The 19927-nt window shown below is 41.0% G+C and carries 14 protein-coding genes; 11 read left to right on the forward strand and 3 right to left on the reverse strand.

The features are described 5' to 3' along the window. A partial coding sequence (locus Q0486_RS03295) for a hypothetical protein (protein WP_299230280.1) occupies positions 1-319 on the reverse strand: 319 nt, incomplete at its 3' end. 221 nt (positions 320-540) lie between these two features. On the opposite strand from Q0486_RS03295, the gene Q0486_RS03300 reads away from it, so the two are divergent. From Q0486_RS03300 to Q0486_RS03325, 6 genes are all read left to right on the forward strand, one after another. After that, complete coding sequence (locus tag Q0486_RS03300; protein WP_299230281.1) at positions 541-1590, forward strand: efflux RND transporter periplasmic adaptor subunit; 1050 nt, start codon at positions 541-543, stop codon at positions 1588-1590. A 14-nt stretch (positions 1591-1604) separates the two neighbouring features. Then, positions 1605-4640, forward strand: coding sequence for an efflux RND transporter permease subunit (locus tag Q0486_RS03305; protein ID WP_299230282.1), 3036 nt, complete (start codon positions 1605-1607; stop codon positions 4638-4640). A 24-nt stretch (positions 4641-4664) separates the two neighbouring features. Further along, complete coding sequence (locus Q0486_RS03310; RefSeq protein ID WP_299230283.1) at positions 4665-5963, forward strand: TolC family protein; 1299 nt, start codon at positions 4665-4667, stop codon at positions 5961-5963. 75 nt (positions 5964-6038) lie between these two features. Further along, positions 6039-7073, forward strand: coding sequence for a histidine kinase (locus tag Q0486_RS03315; protein ID WP_299230284.1), 1035 nt, complete (start codon positions 6039-6041; stop codon positions 7071-7073). Continuing rightward, positions 7066-7854, forward strand: coding sequence for a LytTR family DNA-binding domain-containing protein (locus tag Q0486_RS03320; protein ID WP_299230285.1), 789 nt, complete (start codon positions 7066-7068; stop codon positions 7852-7854). The genes Q0486_RS03315 and Q0486_RS03320 overlap by 8 nt, the downstream gene beginning before the upstream one ends. A 47-nt stretch (positions 7855-7901) precedes the next feature. Further along, positions 7902-8870, forward strand: a complete 969-nt coding sequence (locus tag Q0486_RS03325) for a calcium/sodium antiporter (RefSeq protein ID WP_299230286.1) — start codon at positions 7902-7904, stop codon at positions 8868-8870. 79 nt (positions 8871-8949) lie between these two features. On the opposite strand, the gene trpS is transcribed toward Q0486_RS03325, so the two are convergent. Together trpS and Q0486_RS03335 are read right to left on the reverse strand one after the other, a co-directional pair. After that, positions 8950-10041 carry a tryptophan--tRNA ligase gene (gene trpS / locus Q0486_RS03330; RefSeq protein WP_287678099.1) on the reverse strand — a complete coding sequence of 364 codons (1092 nt, stop codon included), beginning with the start codon at positions 10039-10041 and terminating at the stop codon, positions 8950-8952. 80 nt (positions 10042-10121) lie between these two features. Beyond that, a complete protein-coding gene (locus Q0486_RS03335; RefSeq protein WP_154043438.1) occupies positions 10122-10760 on the reverse strand; it encodes a lipoprotein signal peptidase in 639 nt (212 codons plus the stop codon). Between the two features lie 345 nt (positions 10761-11105). Here Q0486_RS03335 and Q0486_RS03340 point away from each other — a divergent pair, with 345 nt between their 5' ends. The 5 genes from Q0486_RS03340 to Q0486_RS03360 all read left to right on the forward strand — a co-directional run bounded on the left by Q0486_RS03340 (position 11106) and on the right by Q0486_RS03360 (position 19882). Continuing rightward, positions 11106-11846 (forward strand): (Fe-S)-binding protein, encoded by a 741-nt coding sequence (locus tag Q0486_RS03340; protein WP_299230383.1) that lies wholly within the window; start codon positions 11106-11108, stop codon positions 11844-11846. Next, on the forward strand, positions 11843-13210 hold the full coding sequence (locus Q0486_RS03345; RefSeq protein ID WP_299230287.1) for a lactate utilization protein B: 1368 nt from the start codon (positions 11843-11845) through the stop codon (positions 13208-13210). The genes Q0486_RS03340 and Q0486_RS03345 overlap by 4 nt, the downstream gene beginning before the upstream one ends. Before the next feature lie 2 nt (positions 13211-13212). Further along, on the forward strand, positions 13213-13827 hold the full coding sequence (locus tag Q0486_RS03350) for an LUD domain-containing protein (RefSeq protein WP_154043441.1): 615 nt from the start codon (positions 13213-13215) through the stop codon (positions 13825-13827). 257 nt (positions 13828-14084) lie between these two features. Continuing rightward, on the forward strand, positions 14085-17309 hold the full coding sequence (gene carB / locus Q0486_RS03355; protein ID WP_299230288.1) for a carbamoyl-phosphate synthase (glutamine-hydrolyzing) large subunit: 3225 nt from the start codon (positions 14085-14087) through the stop codon (positions 17307-17309). Between the two features lie 134 nt (positions 17310-17443). After that, a complete protein-coding gene (locus Q0486_RS03360; RefSeq protein ID WP_299230289.1) occupies positions 17444-19882 on the forward strand; it encodes a glycoside hydrolase N-terminal domain-containing protein in 2439 nt (812 codons plus the stop codon). Positions 19883-19927: the final 45 nt, after the last annotated feature.

Here is a 19927-nt window from a genome sequence, read left to right on the forward strand (position 1 = left end):
CGACCCTCTGCTTGTAAGGCAGATGCTCTGAACCAGCTGAGCTAAACGCCCGAAAAGGTCTCTTTGTCAATTGCGATGCAAAGGTATTACTTTTTTTTGAAATGACAATACATTTCCCGTTTTTTTTCTTGAAAAAACTGTATTTCTTCTTTTTTCGCCTGTAATCATCTATCATAAGACCTGACATTGTTATCTCCACACGAACGTGTGGAGTACTCGACACGAACGTGTGGAGAACTCCGCACGAGCGTGTGGAGATCTTTACACGAGCGTGTGGAGACAAACCTGTATTGTATTTCTTAGAACAGAAACACCTCATTCATTTCAGTAATTAAAAACAACATTTCAGCAATCTCATTACCGGGTTGAGTAGAATCAATGTTTAAGACCTTATTATACAAGTATATATTTGCACGTGTAAAAGACGGAATTCAATAAGGAACACGCTGTTGCAAAGACATACTTCTCAGATATACACCACATATAGACAAGCGTGTTCCTTTTCCACCAAATCACAAGAATAATAAATATATGAAGATTATGAAGAAATTTTTGCTATTCACATGCATCGTATGCTGCTTGTTTTCATGCAAAGAAACAGCTACAAAAGAAGAACAACCAACAACAGTAAAAACAGTGAAGGCTATTGAAACCCCAAAGGAAACTACACGTAGCTACACATTCATCTCTAAACCTTACAGAGTTACCGAACTTTCTTTCCGTGTTGGAGGTCCTGTAAACTCATTCGATGTGCAAAACGGACAGTTCTTCAGGAAAGGAGAACTGATAGCTTCCATTGACAATCGCGACTACATTATACGTCAGAAAAGAGCCGCCACAGCACTGGCACAAGCAGAATCGGAATACAGAAGGATTTCAGCACTTTATGAACGTGACAATATCTCTGCTGCAAATTTTGAAAAGTCACAAGCAGATTTCGAAAAAGCCAAAGCTGATTATGATGATGCCACAAATGCACTTAATGATACAAAAATATATGCACCTTTCGATGGATATGTACAACAGACTCATATAGAAAAATATTCAGACGTAAAGCCCTCCGTTCCTGTAGTGACATTTATCGATCTGTCGAAAGTAAAAGCGGAAGCATATATCACAGAAAGCATGGCTAGCTCTTTCCAGAATAAAAAACAAATGGATATAACTGCCGGTTTCTCCACTCTACCTAAAAGAACATTTAAGCCAGACGAAACTTTCGTTACACAAAGTACAGCTGACAACAATATTTCATACCTTCTTACTTTGATTATAGACAATAAAGACAACAGCCTAATGGGCGGGATGACAGGTTCCATTTATATATCTTACCCTTACTCATTTTCTTCATCATCTACTGTTAACGGAACCGTAGTCATCCCCCAGGCGGCTGTTTGCCATAATAGTTCTTCGGGAGAATATGTCTGGAAGATAGAAAACGGTAATACCGCGAAACTGACACAGGTAAAAACAGGAAAACTGACAAAAGGAAATAACATAGAAATTATTTCAGGGATTGGCGCAGGCGATAATATAGCAATATCCAAGCTCTATCAGCTTTCGGACAACAAACTGGTAACTATAGTAGAATAAAAAAATAAACATTCATGAAAGCATTCGTAAAATTTTTCCTCAACAATAAGGCTTTGACATGGCTATTGCTCATACTGATAATAGCCGGAGGAGTGGTAGCCTACTCTGGGATGGGAAAACTGGAAGACGCGCCATTCACCATCAAACAGGCTGTAGTGACTACCACCTACCCCGGCGCTTCTCCACTGGAGGTGCAACAGCAAGTGACAGATGTATTGGAGGAATCTATCCAATCGCTCGGCGAACTTTATTATCTGAAAAGCGACAACCGCGCCGGGCTGTCGAAAATAACAGTATATGTAAAGAAGGAAATCCGCGCAAAGGACATGCAGCAATTATGGGACAAGCTACGTAGAAAGGTAAACGATGTTCAGAACAAGTTGCCACAGGGTGCAGGACCTTCGAAAGTTAACGATGATTTTGGAGATGTATTAGGAGTATTCTATTCTCTGAGCAGCGAAACACGCAGCTACAGAGAGCTGGAGAACTGTGCAAAAGATATAAAGAACGAACTGCTCAACGTAAAGGATGTTGCAAGAATAGAACTGTTCGGAGTACAGACAAGAACTATCGACATTTCTATCAAACCTAACCTGATGACATCGTGTGGTGTAACCATAAACGACATTGCCACAGCATTCGACCGCCAGAACCGCATTGTAGATGCAGGAGCAATGGAAACAGACAAAAACAGGATAAGGGTACAGTCGACAGGTAGCTTCAACAGTACAGAAGAGATAGAGAACCTGACCGTCAGCAATTCAAAAGGCGAATATTTCCGTTTGGGAGAAATAGCAGATATAACAGAGAGCTACTCTCATCCTGCCACAAACATCATGAAGACAGCCAATGTTCCAGCCGTTGGTATAGCCATTTCCACTGTATCGGACGGCAATGTGGTAGAGATGGCGAAACTGATATCAGAACGCATGGAAGAACTGAGAAATTCACTTCCCGAAGGTTTCAAGATAGATATTCTCTACGACCAGGGACACGAGTCGGATGTGGCTAATGACGGTTTCGTGATGAACCTGATAGTATCTGTCATAACCGTAGTGGCGGTACTGCTCTTCTTTATCGGACTAAAAAACGGTTTTCTGATAGGTAGCGGACTGATATTCTCCATTCTCGGTACACTCATATATATGCAGGCCACAGGAATTGCCCTGCAGCGTATGTCACTGGCAGCAATCATCATTGCCATGGGTATGCTGGTGGACAACGCCATAGTGGTTTACGATGCAACACTTGTAAACATGCAGCGCGGTATGCGCAAACGTATCGCGATAATCAATGCCGCAAGTTCAACAGCTATGCCGTTACTGGGAGCAACACTCATAGCCATACTTACATTCCTGCCTGTCTATCTGTCGCCACATATCACTGGTGAAATTCTTGAATCACTCTTCATCGTTATAGCTGTTTCTCTTCTTCTTAGCTGGATACTGGCAATAACACAGAACGTGTTCTTCGTACAGGAATTTGTACGCCGCCCGCGTCCGGAAGAACTGAAACAGGAGCTGTTCAGCGGCAGGATATACGATTTCTTCCGCAAGTCGTTAAGATTCATGATAAGGAAGAAATACACCGTGACGACATGTATGGTAGTTCTCCTCATCGTTTCAGCTTGGGCTTTCAGGTTCATACCACAACAGTTCATGCCATTGCTGAACAAACAATATTTCACCATAGAAATGTGGATGCCTGAAGGTACAAAAATAGAGGAAACTGAAAGGAAAGCAGATTTCCTGACAGAACTGTTGATGAGCAAGGAAGGTGTAAAAACCGTATCATCATACACTGGTCAGACTCCTCCAAGATATTATCTTGCAAATACCGCCTACGGTCCACAATCAAACTATGCACAATGCCTGGTTGAAGCAGAATCGCCAGAGAAATCGAAAGAACTTCAGGCCGTGTTATACGATGAACTTCCTGACCTCATACCGGAAGCCGTAGTCAAGGTGAACAGCTTTGAAATCAACTCTATACCACAGGCTCTTATAGAAGCCAGATTTTGCGGAGACGATCCGGCTGTACTCGACTCGCTTACCAACATAGCTATTAATATAATGAAGAAGAACCCTAAAGTTCTGAATGCACGCAACGAATGGGGAAACATGGCTATGGTTATCGAAGCGGGATATGACCCAGTAAAAGCCGGTATGCTGAACATAGGACGTGCAGACATGATGAATGTTGTTAAATCTGTATATGACGGTACTACAATTGGAGTATATAGGGACGGAGAAAACAAGGTTCCTGTACGCCTCATCACGGAAAAGCCTGAGACATGGGACACTGAATATATAAAGGACCTGCCGATATGGAACGGAAAGAACTCTGCCCCACTCGCTCAGGTAGCAGACGGAATAACAACCGGCTGGGAGTATCCTTTGGTAAGAACTTACAACCGTAAGTTGTCTATGGCAGCACAATGCGATGTGAAACGCGGATATACAATGAAGGAAGTGCATAATGAAATTCGCGAAGAGATAGAGAACATAAATCTGCCCGAAGGATATACTTTCTTCTGGGACTCACAGTACAAAGACCAGAAAGAGGCAATGGAAGCATTAACAAAATATTTCCCACTTGCCATAATAATGCTTATTGTGATACTCGTAATGCTGTTCGGCAATTTCAGACAACCGCTGATAATATTCCTGATTCTTCCACTGTCCATCATAGGTATGGTGATAGGATTGCTCATCACAGGATTCCAGTTCGGTTTCTTCTGCATTGCAGGCTGGTTGGGACTGCTCGGTATGATAATAAAGAATGTCATCGTACTGCTTGACGAGGTAAACATCCAGCGCAGAAATGGTCTTGAACCACATACAGCAGTTATTGAAGCTACAGTATCGAGAGTACGTCCTGTACTTATGGCAGCCCTTACTACAGTATTCGGAAGCATACCTCTGCTGTTCGATGTAGTGTTCGGAGGTATGGCAGCCACAATCGTATTCGGACTGACATTTGCTACTATGCTGACGCTGTTCGTAACTCCGGCTTTATATGCCATATTCTATAAGATTGAGTTGAAATAACTAACAACTAAAAAAGCAACTAAAATGAAAATCTCGCTAATATATATAGCTGCAACACTAATTTCCGGAAGTATTCACGCTCAAACTTCCGGACTGTTGCAGCAATACCGTTCTAAGGTGGAAGAATACAATCAGGATATCCGTTCCGCCGTACTTTCTTCACAAATCAGCAATGAAAAGCAGAAATCGGCAAAGGCTGATTTCCTGCCATCAATAAGTGGTAATGCCAACTTCAACTATGTAGGCAACCCGTCGGAACTATCAGTAGAGATACCTTCGCTCACCGAATCACTGTACTTCCAGGGACGCGACATGAAATACGGAGCATCACTTACTCTGGCACAACCTGTATATATGGGTGGCGCTATAAAAGCAGGATATGATAAGGCTAAGAAAGAGAACGAAATGTCACAATACGAAATAAAGCGTATTACCAACAACATCATATACAATGCCGACGTATATTACTGGAACAAAGTGGCACGACAGGAAATGACACTCGTAGCTAAGGACTTCAAGGAGTCCATCGAACTCCTGGTAGATGTAGTGAAGGACCGCGTAAACGAAGGATATACAGACCGTAACGACCTGCTAATGGCCGAAGTGAAACTGAATGACGCCGAGTACCGCCTCGTGCAGTCACTCAACGATGCAGAGGTAGCAAGAATGTCGATGAACTCATTCTCAGGAATACCATTCGATGAAGAAGTTCCTACAGACTCGATAGTAATTCCTCTGAAGGAAGAACCTTCATATGCAGGCATAATAGATATGGCCATGACTTCACGTCCGGAAATGCTTATTGCAAGCGGAAACATTGATTTGCAGAAATCATCAGCCAGACTTGCCAACTCCCAATATATGCCCAAATTGTCCGTAGGTATAGACGGAAGCTACTCATCGCCTGGCTATAACTTCAAGGCGGACCTGAACCCGAACTATGCCATATATGCCAAACTGAGCGTACCTATATTTGAATGGGGCAAACGCAGAAACACACGCAAGGCAGGGAAATATGCCATTGATATGGCTACAGAAAATCAAAGGAAAGTGACTGACAATGTACGACTGGAAGTGGAAACAGCCTTCTATAACTATTCACAGGCTATCAGAAAAGTTTATCTTACAGAGAGTTCACTAAATAAGGCGGAAGAAAGCAAGGAACTGGCATTCGAAAAATACCGTGAAGGAAACATTTCAATAGTAGAAGTTATCAACGCAGAAATCTATCATCTTGAGGCTAAAGTGAATTTCATACAGTCAAAACTGAATGCACAGATAGCCAAAAGCGGACTTGAAAGAGCAAGAGGAGAAAGGTTCTGAGTTTTTATTGGCAACAAATAACTAATAACTAACGACTAATTCACTACCTTTATACCGCAGATAAAACAAAGAATAATGAAACGTTACATATCAGATATAATACTTTACCTCTGCCTGGGATGTTTTTCATATTTCGTATTGGTAAACTACGCCGATATTCCTATACGCTCACGCGAACAGCTGATTACATTCAAGGCCTTTTCTACCGTAGCATTCATATTTTGCGGTGTCGGTCTCAGCATACGGCTTGTGTATGGAAAGATGATGTCATTCTACCAATACTTTCTGAAAGACAAAAGGGCATTATCTATAGCGATGATAATATGTGCCATTATTCTACTGGCTGTAAACTATCTTATGCTTGTCACATCAAAGTATATGGTGGGAGTCACTAATCCGTTTAATCTGCAACAAAACGGTATAACAATTATTCTTGGAGTATGGCTCATCGAGATTATAATAGTTGGACAGTTCATGCAAAACAAATTCTATGCCGATCTTGTAAGACTCTACAAGCGTGCCGAAGAACTTGAAAAGGCAAATGCACAAGCCAAATATCAGGCTTTGCAGAGCCAGCTGAACCCTCATTTCCTTTTCAACAATCTGAATACACTTATATCCGAAATAGAATACTCGCCTGCCAATGCGGTAGAATTTACAAGAAACCTTGCCGATACATACAGATATATTCTCATAAGCCAGAACAAAAATACAGTAAAACTGAGTGAGGAGCTTGAATTTATCGACAAATACATACAACTGCACAAAGTCAGGCTTGGTGACTGTATAGAAATAACCAACAGCCTTGATGAGTCATTTGCAGATACGTCCGTACCTCCGCTGACCATGCAACTGCTTATAGAAAACGTGATAAAACACAATGTAATAAGCATCAGCAAACCAATGAATATCAGTATCTATAGCGAAAGGAATGGCAAGTCATCTTTTATATGCATATCCAATCCTGTCAGGAAGAAACAAAATGCAGCCTCATCAGGAAAAGGCCTTGAAAACCTTTTACAACGCTACCGGATGATTTGCGGAAAAGATATCATTATAGAAGATGAAAACAACATTTTTACAGTAAAACTACCTTTGATATATGAGTAAGATTAGAGCCGTTATTATAGAAGACGAAATCCCTGCCGCACGTCTGCTGAACAAGATGGTTGGCGAACTGCGTCCTGAATGGGAAATCACTGTATTGCCCGGAATGATAGAAGATGCAGTGGAATGGTTTGCCGTAAATCCGCATCCGGACATCATTTTCCTCGACATACAGCTTAACGACGGCATATCATTCCTGTTCATAGAGCAGGCCAAACCCCAAAGTATGATTATTTTCACCACTGCATACGACGAATATGCGGTAAGGGCATTCAGCGTGAACAGCATTGACTATCTGCTGAAACCTATACACAAGGAAAGACTGAACGATGCCATAGAAAAGTTCGAGCGTTTTTATATGGCAGACAATGGGGCTAAATATCATTACGAAGGTATAGAACAACTGCTGAAAACCTTTACAGGCAAGCAGGAGAAGCAGTACCGTACAAGATTTCTCATATCATCGCCCAAACGTTTCTACACCATAATGGTGTCTGATATAGCTTATTTCTATTCGGAGGACAAAACTACATTCGCAATCACAAACGACAAGAGAAGGCATCTCATAGACTATCCGCTCACGAAACTGGAAGAGCAGCTTGACCCGAAACAGTTCATGCGGGTAAACAGGCAGTTTATCCTGTCTGCAGGATGCATAAGGAACGTACAGAACTATTTCAACGGGAAGATGACAGTCAGTGTATCACCCGAGTTTGAAGGTTCGATACAGATAAGCCGTGAGAAAGTTCCTGCAATAAAAATGTGGTTGGCTGAGGAAATATAATATTAAACTATATCTTTGCAACCGTAAAAAACAATAAACTAAAAGTTATGATTTGGAATATCTTTATATTGGTTGCAGGCCTGGCGCTGATATTGGCAGGAGCCAACGCACTGACAGACGGAGCCGCATCGGTGGCTAAACGGTTTAAAATATCCGACCTCGTAATCGGTCTTACTATCGTAGCATTCGGTACATCAGCACCTGAGTTGGTAATAAGCCTCCTGTCTTCAATACAGGGCAGCGCGGAAATGGCAATAGGTAATGTGGTGGGTAGCAATATCTTCAACATACTTATGATTATAGGCTGTACGGCTATGGTACTACCTATACAGGTGGGACAAGGAACAATGAGCAAGGAGATACCTCTGGTTATTCTTTCCTCACTCGTACTTGCTTTCATGGCTAATGATATATGGCTTGATGGTGGAAGCAGCAATGTGATAGGACGTGCCGATGGACTTGTACTGTTGGCTTTCTTCCTTATATTCATGCGCTACACTTTCTCTATAGCCCGCAATCAGGAAGGAGAATCGGAGGAACAGAAAATAGCAGAAATGCCGGTATGGCGTTCTTCAGTCTATATCCTTGGCGGACTGGCAGGACTTATTTTCGGAGGACAATGGTTTGTGGAAGGTGCCAGCGGTATAGCCTCATCACTTGGAGTAAGCGACTCTATTATAGGTCTGACACTCGTAGCAGGAGGTACTTCATTGCCTGAGCTTGCCACTTCAGTGACAGCCGCACTGAAGAAAAATCCGGGAATAGCCATAGGAAACGTAATAGGAAGCAACCTGTTCAATCTGTTCTTCGTACTTGGATGCAGCGCTTCGGTATCGCCACTGCCTATGGGAAATATCAACAATGTTGATATTCTGGTACTTGTATTGTCGTCCGTACTGTTCTGGCTGGTTGGCTGGTTCTTCAAAAAACGTACTATTACAAGAATCGAGGGTGCCTTACTTGTGATTTATTATATAGCTTACACAACATATCTTATCATGCAACAACAGGCATAACATACATATAAAGAAAAATGTCCGGAGCGATAAACACATTATCATCCGGACATTTTTCAGTTATATAATAATTCAAGAATTATTCAGCAAAGCGTTTAGCCTGTTCAGCTATAAGTTCTACATCATCAAAATAATTGATTTTCATTGCCTTGCGAACCTCATCCATAGTCTGTGCTGCTGTTTCGCGTGCCACCTCGCAACCTTTCTTCAACATTTCGTAAACGGCTGGGATATCTTTTTCGAACTCGCTGCGGCGTTCACGAATCGGACCAAGTTCTTCCTGCATGATGGCTGCAAGGAACTTCTTCACCTTCATATCACCAAGGCCACCACGTGTATAGTGAGCTTTCAGTTCGTCAAGGTTCGGATAGTCAGGCAAGTAACGTTCGAAGTGTTCAGGACGACAGAATGCGTCAAGATATGTAAACACACAGTTGCCTTCCAGTTTTCCCGGGTCGCTCACCTTGATGTGTGTAGGGTCGGTGTACATGCTCTTTACCTTCTTTTCCACTTCATCGGCAGAATCTGACAGATAGATACAGTTTCCAAGTGATTTACTCATCTTAGCCTTTCCGTCTGTTCCCGGAAGACGAAGACATGCGGCATTGTCAGGAAGGAGGATTTCAGGTTCTACCAGTGTCTCACCGTAAATATGGTTGAAACGGCGGACGATTTCGCGTGTCTGTTCTATCATAGGTTCCTGGTCCTCACCGACAGGTACTGTAGTAGCCTTGAATGCAGCGATATCGGCAGCCTGGCTGATAGGGTATGTAAAGAAACCTACAGGGATACTTGTTTCGAAGTTACGCATCTGAATTTCAGTCTTCACTGTAGGGTTACGCTGAAGACGTGAAACAGTAACGAGGTCCATGAAATAGAAACTCAACTCGCAAAGCTCAGGAATCTGTGACTGAATGAAAATAGTAGATTTGTTCGGATCAAGACCTACAGCAAGATAGTCAAGAGCCACTTCGATAACATTCTGACGAACCTTTTCAGGATTGTCTATATTGTCGGTCAGAGCCTGTCCGTCTGCCTCGAATACAAATATCTTATCAAATTTCCCAGAGTTCTGGAGTTCTACACGACGACGTAGAGAACCCACATAATGACCTATATGAAGCTTACCGGTTGGACGGTCGCCGGTCAGTATAATTTTTTCTTTTGCCATATATTAATTTATTTATAATTCCGATTTGCCGCAAAAATACAAAATAAAGAAGTATTTTGCACTAAACATTTAAACTTTAATTACTTGGATGTATTATTCTTACCGAACAACGAAAAACTCTCACCAAAAGTTTTTGAATAGAATATAAGCAATGCTATAGTGCCACAGCTTATTGCCGCATCTGCCAAATTGAATACCGGGGAGAAGAAGATAAAGTGATTACCACCTACAACAGGCATCCATGACGGCCAGTCAAATTCGAATAACGGAAAATAAAACATATCCACTACCCTACCGTAAAGCCAATCCGCATAACCTTCACCGGCAGGAACAAAAGTAGCGACACTGGAATATGTACTTTCGCTGAAAATAGCTCCGTAAAATATACTGTCGATGACATTTCCTATTGCTCCGGCAAAAATCAGTGAGATGCAGGTTATATAACCGTTCTTATATTTCGCCTTCACAAGTTTCATTATATACCACAATATAAACCCTGAAAATATCAGTCGCATAATTGTCTGAACAGCCTTAGGCATAACCTGCATACCGAATGCCATACCGTTATTTTCGATGAATGTAAGATAAAACCAGTCTGTTATACGAACACTTTCGCCATAATGGAAATTGGTCTTTATTATTATCTTAATGAGTTGGTCAAGAATTATAGTAACAAGTATCACGGCTATTGCCAATATGGATTTTGATTTATTGTTCATACACAAAGATCTGATTATTAAATTCTCCGTTATTTATTCTTCATTGAAGTGTGAATTACAGTAAGTCCGTAACTGTTTGCAAAGATAATTATTCGAATGAAAAAATCTATTATATTTATCATTATTCATGATACAATATTTACCTCATGAGTATCATAAATAAAATATGATGACATGCGATTTTATAGCACCTTAAATGAAGTGCCATTTATAATAGATGCAACCTAAACAGCTTACTTTTTTCTTAATAACCGCATATTTCTGTAACTTTTTTTATTTTTATTTTCTTGTTTATTCGATAATAACACATACCTTTGTTTATACAGAAACGAAATAGACAAAATGATGAAAGTAGGATTATTTATTCCCTGTTATATCAATGCTGTTTATCCCGAAGTTGGAGTTGCTTCATATAAGCTTCTTAAAAGTTTGGGGGTAGATGTTGACTATCCGTTAGACCAGACCTGCTGCGGACAGCCTATGGCGAATGCAGGGTTCGAAAACGAATCGAAGGAATTAGCCAAACGATTCGATAGATTATTTGAAAACTATGATTATATAGTCGGCCCTTCTGCCAGTTGTGTAGTATTTGTACGCGATCATTATGGTAATCTGCTGGAAGGAGAAAAACATCGTTGTGCCAGCGAAGGCAAGATATACGATATCTGCGAGTTTATTCACGATGTAGTGAAACCGTCTTCCCTTCAGGCTTCATTCCCTCATAAAGTAAGTATTCAGAACAGTTGTCATGGGGTACGTCTGATGAAACTTTCTTCTCCAAGCGAATTGAACATACCTTATTATAATAAGCTGCGCGATTTGCTGTCGTTGGTAAAGGATATCACAATTGTAGAACCAGAACGTCCGGACGAGTGTTGTGGCTTTGGCGGTATGTTTGCCGTAGAAGAGCACGATGTATCAGGGCAAATGGGGCGTGATAAAGTAAAACGTCACATGGCTACGGGAGCCGAATATATCGTAGGAGCCGACGGTTCTTGTCTGATGCATCAGAACGGTATTATCTCGCGTGAAAAACTTCCTATAAAGACCATTCATATTGTTCAAGTATTAGCTGCAGGATTATGAGTACAAAACATTCAAAAGCTGCCGGAAAGTTTCTGGAGAATAAAGGACTGGCAGCATGGCACGATGAAACATTGTGGATGGTTCGTGCCAAACGTGATAAAGTGAGCAAAGAGGTTCCTGAATGGGAACATCTTCGTGATATGGCATCTGCTATAAAGATGTATAGCAACAGTCATCTGGAGCAGTTGCTGATGGAGTTTGAAAAAAATGCCTTAGCCAACGGAGCTCATGTCTATTGGGCAAAAGATGCCGATGAGTACTGTTCCATTGTCTATAATATATTGAACGGACATCAGGTGAAGCATTTTATCAAAAGCAAATCAATGCTGGCTGAGGAATGTGGACTGAATGAATTTCTTGAGAATAAAGGTATAGAGGTCGTTGAAAGCGATTTGGGAGAACGTATTCTCCAGCTGATGCATAAACGTCCGAGTCATATCGTACTTCCTGCTATCCATGTCAAGAAGGAAGAAATCGGAGAGTTGTTCGTCCGTGAAATGGGAACAGAGCCCGGCAATAATGATCAGACTTATCTTACTCATGCTGCACGTAAAAACCTACGTCGTAAGTTTATCGAAGCCGAAGCAGCTATGACAGGTGCAAATTTTGCAGTTGCTTCAACCGGAGAATGCGTCGTTTGTACAAACGAAGGTAATGCCGATATGGGAACATCACAGCCAAAACTTCAAATAACAGCGTTCGGTATGGAGAAAATTGTACCGGACCGTGATGCAATGGGGGTATTTACCCGTCTGCTTGCCCGTTCTGGTACCGGACAGCCTATTACGACTTATACATCTCATTATCGGAAACCTCGTAAGGGAGGAGAGTTGCATATCATCATTGTAGATAATGGCCGAAGCCGTATTTTGGCCGATCAGGAACATGTCAAAACCTTGAACTGTCTTCGCTGTGGAGCATGTATGAACACATGCCCAGTATATCGTCGTTCGGGAGGTTACTCATATACTTATTTTATTCCCGGCCCGATAGGTATCAATCTGGGTATGCTGAAAGCACCTCTTCATTACTATGATAACGTATCGGCATGTTCTTTGTGCTATTCATGTCAGAACGTGTGTCCTGCAAAGGTAGATCTGGCAGATCAGATTTATCACTGGAGACAGCAACTGCATACACTAGGGGTAGCCAGCTCTTCCAAGAAACTGATGTCAGGTGGTATGAAATTCCTTATGTCGCGTCCTGCATTATTCAATTTCGCTTTAAAAAATGCTCCGATTGTAAACTCATTGCCTCGAGGCATGATATACAACAACTTGAATGATTGGGGTAAAGAACGTGAAATACCAAAATTTGCCAAAGAGAGTTTCAACGAAATGTGGAAAAAGAATAAAGTAAAATAAGTATGAGTAGCAGAGAAGACATATTGCAAAGCATACGCCGCAATACCAGAGTGCGTTATGAAAAGCCAGACTTATCAGGTTTGGAACATGAGGCTCTTACGTACGAAGATAAACTTTCGAAGTTTTGTGAGATTCTAAAACAGGTAGGCGGACAGGCTGTAATACTGAAAGATAAGGAAAATGTCAATGACGTGATAAAGGCTGCATATCCTGAAGCCAAACGTATTGCTTCAACAATAAAGGAAATAAAGACAGGAAATACAATACAGCCTATTACTTGCAGCACTTTTCATCCGGACGATGTAGAGAAACCGGGAGACCTGGATGGTACTGATGTGGCAATTGTAGAAGGACATATAGGAGTCTGTGAAAATGGAGCTGTATGGTTGACACAAGATGTAGAACAACGTGCCGTATATTTTATATCCGAAGCGCTTGTAATTATACTCGACAGAAACAATCTGGTAAATAACATGCACGAGGCTTATAAGCAAATCGATACAGGCGAATATGGCTATGGCGTATTCATTTCCGGCCCTTCCAAGACAGCCGATATCGAACAAGCGCTTGTTATGGGAGCACACGGAGCCCGCAGCGTTACGGTTATTCTGATTTAACAGTTCTTTTTGACCCAAATAAAAGCTTGCCCTATTCACACTGAGCAAGCTTTTTTTATTGGTATGACCGTTGTGGTATTAGCCAGTCAACCCTTTAAAAACCACATTTCTGTAAAATATTGTTTATCCAACAGATGGATGAATTGTTTAAAGGCAGACAAATACTTTGTTTTCTTCAAAATAATTGTTTTCTTTGCATATATTGCAAAAAATGAGACGACTATACATAAACAACCTTAAATAAAAACAAACATTTTATGAAGCAGAAATTCAAAAAAGTGCTTGTCCTTGGATCAGGAGCCCTGAAAATTGGTCAAGCAGGTGAATTCGACTATTCAGGTTCACAAGCTCTTAAAGCTTTACGTGAAGAAGGAATCAAGTCTGTTCTTATTAATCCAAACATTGCCACCATTCAGACTTCGGAAGGTATAGCAGACCAAGTATATTTCTTGCCTGTAAATACATATTTCGTAACTGAAATCATCAAGAAAGAAAGACCTGACGGTATTCTTCTTGCTTTCGGCGGTCAGACTGCATTGAACTGTGGTACTGAACTTTACCAGCAGGGTATTCTCAAGGAATATGGAGTTGAAGTTCTGGGTACATCTGTAGAAGCTATCATGTACACTGAAGACCGTGACCTCTTCGTTAAGAAACTTAACGAGATAGAGATGAAAACTCCTGTAAGCCAGGCTGTGGAGAACATGAAAGACGCCCTGGAAGCTGCACGCAGAATAGGTTATCCGGTAATGATCCGTTCGGCATACGCACTTGGAGGTTTGGGTAGCGGTATATGCCCTAACGAAGAAAAATTCATCGAACTGGCAGAAAGCGCATTCACATTCTCTCCTCAGATTTTGGTGGAAGAATCATTGAAAGGATGGAAAGAAATTGAATTTGAGGTTATACGCGATGCAAACGACCACTGCTTCACTGTTGCCAGCATGGAGAACTTCGACCCTCTGGGTATCCATACAGGTGAATCTATCGTTGTTGCTCCTACTTGTTCACTTACTGAAGAACAGGTTACAATGCTTCAGGATCTGTCAAAGAAATGTATCCGTCACCTTGGTATCGTGGGTGAATGTAATATCCAGTACGCTTTCAATGCTGAGACAAACGACTATCGTGTAATTGAAGTTAATGCACGTCTGAGCCGTTCTTCTGCTCTGGCTTCAAAAGCTACAGGTTATCCTCTTGCTTTCGTAGCTGCCAAGATCGGTTTGGGATATACTCTCGACGAAATCGGAGAAATGGGTACTCCTAACTCTGCTTACAAGGCTCCGGAACTTGACTATCTGATTTGTAAGATCCCTCGCTGGGACTTGACTAAGTTTGCAGGTGTTTCTAGACGTATCGGTTCAAGCATGAAATCTGTAGGCGAAATCATGTCTATAGGCCGTACTTTCGAAGAAATCATCCAGAAAGGTCTCCGTATGATTGGTCAGGGTATGCACGGTTTCGTAGGTAACGACCACACTAAGTTCGAAAATCTTGATGACGAACTTGCCAACCCGACAGACTTGCGTATATTCGCCATTGCACAGGCTTTGGAAGAAGGCTACAGCATAGAGCGTATATTCGACCTTACTAAGATAGACCCTTGGTTTATCGGCAAACTGAAAAATATAGTTGACTACAAGGCTAAACTCCAGACATATAACTCATTGGAAGAAGTTCCTGCCGAAGTATTGCGCCAGGCTAAGGTTCTTGGTTTCTCAGACTTCCAGATAGCACGCTTCGTTCTTAAACCTACAAGCGGAAATATGGAAAAAGAGAATCTGGCTGTACGCGAATACCGTAAGAGACTTGGTATCCTTCCGGCTGTAAAACGTATCAATACAGTAGCGTCAGAACATCCTGAACTGACAAACTATCTTTATATGACATATGCAGTGGAAGGTTACGACGTGAACTATTACAAGAACGAAAAATCAGTAGTGGTTCTCGGTTCGGGCGCATACAGAATCGGTTCTTCTGTAGAGTTTGACTGGTGTTCTGTAAACGCTATCCAGACTGCACGTAAGTTAGGCTACAAGTCTATAATGATTAACTACAACCCTGAAACAGTATCTACAGACTATGACATGTGCGACCGTCTGTACTTCGACGAGCTTTCATTCGAACGTGTACTCGACGTTATCGACCTTGAACAGCCTCGTGGAGTTATCGTTTCTGTGGGTGGACAGATCCCTAACAACCTGGCTATGAAACTTCACCGCCAGTCAGTACCTATCCTCGGAACATCTCCTGTATCAATCGACCGTGCAGAAAACAGAAACAAATTCTCTGCAATGCTCGACCAGCTTGGTATCGATCAGCCGGCATGGCAGGAACTTACAAGTCTTGACGATGTAAAAGCATTTGTACAGAAGGTAGGTTATCCAGTTCTTGTACGTCCTTCATATGTATTGAGTGGTGCAGCCATGAACGTATGCTACGATGAAGAAGAACTTACACGATTCCTGCAAATGGCAAGTGAGGTATCTAAGGAATATCCTGTTGTTGTATCTCAGTTCATGCAGGAAACTAAGGAAATAGAGTTCGATGCTGTAGCACAAAACGGAGAGGTTGTGGAATATGCAATCTCTGAACACGTGGAATATGCAGGTGTACACTCAGGTGACGCTACATTGGTATTCCCTGCCCAGCAGATTTATTTCTCTACAGCACGTCTGATAAAGAAAATCAGCCGCCGCATCGCTAAAGAACTTAACATATCAGGTCCTTTCAATATCCAGTTCCTTGCACGCAAAAATGAGGTTAAGGTTATCGAATGTAACCTTCGTGCTTCAAGAAGTTTCCCATTCGTATCAAAGGTTCTGAAGAGAAACTTCATCGAAACAGCTACACGTATCATGCTGGATGCTCCTTATACACAGCCTGACAAATCTGCATTCGACATAGACCGCATTGGTGTCAAAGCTTCTCAGTTCTCATTTGCACGTTTGCAGAATGCCGACCCTGTATTGGGTGTTGACATGTCGTCTACAGGTGAAGTAGGATGTCTTGGAGATGACTTCAACGAAGCTTTGCTCAACGCTATGATTGCTACAGGATATAAGATTCCTAAGAAAGGTATCCTTGTTTCTTCAGGAGCTACCAAATCTAAGGTTGATTTGCTCGACGCAAGCCATGCCCTAAGCCAGAAAGGTTACAGCCTATACGCTACAGCCGGTACAGCTGCATTCCTCAACTCACATGGTATCCCTACAACTCCTGTATTCTGGCCGGATGAACGTCCTGATGCAGAAAACAATGTGATAAAGATGATAGCTGAACATAAGTTCGACCTGATTGTGAACATTCCTAAGAACCACACAAAACGCGAGCTTACAAACGGTTACCGTATCCGCCGTGGTGCGATAGACCACAATATTCCGCTTATCACAAATGCACGTCTTGCAAAGGCATTTATCGAAGCATTCTGCTCTATGGATGAAAAAGACATCCAGATAAAGAGCTGGCAGGAATACGTATAATATTCTTATCAAAAGCTCCATAATCAGTCCGGTACCCACAAAGTGCCGGACTATTTTTATAAGTCAGAGAATGTTTGGATTTACGATTAAATAACTGTATTTTTCATTACCATTAAAATAGAATCTAATTCATTATGAATATAAACATTAATAAATACATTAGTACATTTATATTGATGTATGCATCTTTAAGTTCATTAACAGCATGGGCAGAAGGAGAAAGAAAAAGCTGTGATCTCAAACTAAGCTATGACCATCCTGCAGAATATTTTGAGGAATCAATAGTTATAGGTAATGGAACAATGGGAGCAATTATATATGGAGGCACAACCAATGATGTTATTTCACTTAATGATTTGACATTATGGACAGGTGAACCTGATAAAAAAATAACGTCACCAGACGCACACAAAGCTATTCCCACTATACGTGAGATGCTTAACAAAGAAGATTATCGTAATGCAGATATTGAACAACGTAAAGTACAGGGACACTATAGTGAAAATTACCAGCCATTAGGTCGTATCACGATTTCATATTTGGATAATTCTGCAAAAATATCAGGTTACAACCGTTCGTTAAATATTAGTAATGCCATAGCACAAACAAAATACTCAAGAGACAACCAAACTTTTTCTTGTGAATATTTTGCTTCTGCTCCAGATTCTGTCATTGTAATAAATCTAAAATCTGAGAAAGCAGAAGGAATAAAAGCAGTGATTTCGTTCAATTCACAGTTACCACATGCAACAACAGCTTCAAACAATGAAATATCATCAGAAGGATATGCTGCATACCATTCTTACCCTTCATACTACAAACAAATTAAGGAAAAACACTTATACGATCCTGAACGAGGAATACATTTCCGTACCATCATTAAAGTAATTACAAAAGACGGTAAAATAGAAAGCTATCCGTCAGGTGAGATAAAAATAGAATCAGTACATGAAGCCAGAATATTGATAGCAAATGCCACTAGTTTCAATGGATTTGATAAAGATCCTGTAAAAGAGGGGAAAGACTATCGTAATATAGTAAAAAAACGCATCAATTTAGCATCTGAAAAAACATACGAAACATTAAAAGATAATCATATAAAGGACTATAAATATTTCTTTGACCGAGTAAACCTGTCACTGGGAAAGACATCTCCGGAAATTACAGCTCTACCTACTGATGAGCAACTTCGCAGATATACAGACTACTCGGAATATAACCCAGAATTAGAAGCATTGTATTTCCAGTTTGGTAGATATTTATTAATATCGTGTTCACGAACCTCTGGAGTTCCTGCAAACCTTCAAGGATTATGGAACGAAAAAATACTTCCACCATGGAGCTGTAATTATACCACAAACATTAATCTGGAAGAGAACTACTGGGCTGCTGAATCGGCCAACCTTAGCGAAATGCACCGTCCATTAATGGACTTCATTGCCAATCTAAGCCATACAGGAAAAGGGACAGCAAAGGCTTATTATGGAGTGGACAAAGGTTGGTGTTTAGGACAAAACACTGATATATGGGCTATGACTTGTCCTGTTGGATTAAATGTAGGAGATCCTTCATGGGCATGCTGGACAATGGGAGGAGCATGGCTTTCAACCCATATCTGGGAACATTATGTATTTACAAAAGATATTGAAGTTCTTAAAAAATATTATCCTGTTCTGAAAGAAGCTGCCGAGTTCTGTATGAATTGGTTAATAGAAAAAGACGGAAAACTTATTACATCACCCGGAACTTCTCCAGAGAATAAATTTATCACACCCGAGGGATATATTGGTGCCACATCATACGGTTGTACTGCAGATTTGGCAATAACACGCGAATGTCTTACTGCCGCAATAAAAGCAGCAGAAATCTTAAAAATAGATAAAGATTTTAGAAAAGAAGCCAATAATACTATTTCTCAATTATCACCATATAAAATAGGGGAAAAAGGTAATCTTCAAGAATGGTTTCACGACTGGGAAGACAAAGATCCTAAACATCGCCACCAATCACATTTATTCGGACTATATCCAGGACATCACATATCAGTAGACAAAACACCTGAATTAGCAAAAGCATGTGCAAAAACACTTGAGATAAAAGGTAATGAAACTACTGGGTGGAGTACCGGGTGGCGTGTAAACCTGTACGCAAGACTTAAAGACAACAATAACGCTTATAATACTTACAGACGCCTATTACAACTCGTCTCACCAGATGAATATAAAGAAAAAGATGCACGTCGTGGAGGCGGTACTTATCCTAATCTGCTGGATGCACATTCTCCATTCCAAATTGACGGTAATTTTGGAGGTTGCGCCGGTGTAATTGAAATGCTCATGCAATCATCAGAAGAAAGTATAACATTACTACCTGCTTTACCTAAACAATGGAAAGATGGTTCGGTTAATGGTATCTGTGCACGAGGTGGTTTCGTTATTAATATGACATGGAAAGATGGTAAAGTGACTTCGTTAAATATTCTCTCAAAAAAAGGAGGAAAAACACGCGTCTATTTCAATGACAAATCTATAAAAATCAATCTAAAAGCTAACGAAACGAAACAGTTATTATAAAATATATTCAGCAGCTGTTTATTATCCGTTTAAGTTCGTTTAAAC

It is taken from the genome of uncultured Bacteroides sp. (genome assembly GCF_937912035.1).
Taxonomy (GTDB): domain Bacteria; phylum Bacteroidota; class Bacteroidia; order Bacteroidales; family Bacteroidaceae; genus Phocaeicola.